The following is a 1,238-nucleotide window of genomic DNA, read 5'->3' as shown; positions in this document are numbered from 1 at the left end:
CCCTCACGTGTGTTCGTCCAGCGACGTGCGCCTACGTCAGGCCATGGCCTTCTGGAGGTTGGTGTCGATGGCCGCCAGGAAGTCCTGGGTGGTCAGCCACGGCTGGTCCTTGGAGATCAGCAGCGCGAGGTCCTTGGTCATCTGACCGCTCTCGACGGTGTCGACGCAGACCTTCTCCAGCGTCTCCGCGAAGCGGGTCACCTCGGGGGTGTTGTCCAGCTTGCCGCGGTGGGCCAGACCCCGGGTCCAGGCGAAGATCGACGCGATCGGGTTGGTCGAGGTCGCGTTGCCCTTCTGGTGCTCGCGGAAGTGGCGGGTCACCGTGCCGTGGGCGGCCTCGGCCTCGACGGTGCGGCCGTCGGGCGACATGAGCACCGAGGTCATGAGGCCGAGCGAGCCGAAGCCCTGGGCCACGGTGTCGGACTGCACGTCGCCGTCGTAGTTCTTGGTGGCCCAGACGTAGCCGCCCTCCCACTTGAGCGAGGCGGCGACCATGTCGTCGATCAGCCGGTGCTCGTAGGTGATGCCGGCGGCGTCGAACTTGTCCTTGAACTCGGCCTGGAAGACCTCCTCGAACAGGTCCTTGAAGCGGCCGTCGTAGGCCTTGAGGATCGTGTTCTTGGTGGAGAGGTAGACCGGGTAGCCGCGCTGCAGGCCGTAGTTCATCGAGGCCCGCGCGAAGTCGCGGATCGACTCGTCCAGGTTGTACATGGCCAGCGCGACACCGCCGCCCGGTGCCTGGAAGACCTCGTGCTCGATCGGCGCCGAGCCGTCCTTGGGCGTGAAGGTCACCGTCAGGGTGCCCTCGCCCGGGAAACGGAAGTCGGTCGCCCGGTACTGGTCACCGAAGGCGTGACGGCCGACGACGATCGGCTTGGTCCAGCCGGGCACCAGCCGCGGCACGTTCTGCATGATGATCGGCTCGCGGAAGATGACGCCGCCGAGGATGTTGCGGATCGTCCCGTTCGGGGAGCGCCACATCTTCTTCAGGCCGAACTCCTCGACCCGCGCCTCGTCGGGCGTGATCGTGGCGCACTTCACGCCGACGCCGTGCTTCTTGATGGCGTTGGCGGCGTCGATGGTGATCTGGTCGTCGGTCGCGTCGCGCGACTCGATGCCCAGGTCGTAGTACTCCAGGTTCACGTCGAGGTACGGCAGGATCAGCTGGTCCTTGATGAACTGCCAGATGATCCGGGTCATCTCGTCGCCGTCGAGCTCGACGACGGTGCCCTCGACCT

Annotated in this window: 1 pseudogene; it reads right to left on the bottom strand. The window is 66.6% G+C overall.

Annotated features, from left to right (window positions below):
- Positions 1-36 precede the first annotated feature (36 nt).
- Positions 37-1,238: pseudogene (locus tag A6V29_RS05085) on the bottom strand (NADP-dependent isocitrate dehydrogenase); the annotation flags it as partial.

It is taken from the genome of Blastococcus sp. CCUG 61487, assembly GCF_005222955.1.
In the GTDB taxonomy this organism is placed as follows: Bacteria; Actinomycetota; Actinomycetes; order Mycobacteriales; family Geodermatophilaceae; genus Blastococcus.
The sequence above is the reverse complement of the archived record's forward strand: the minus strand, read 5'-3'. Positions and strand labels throughout refer to the sequence as shown.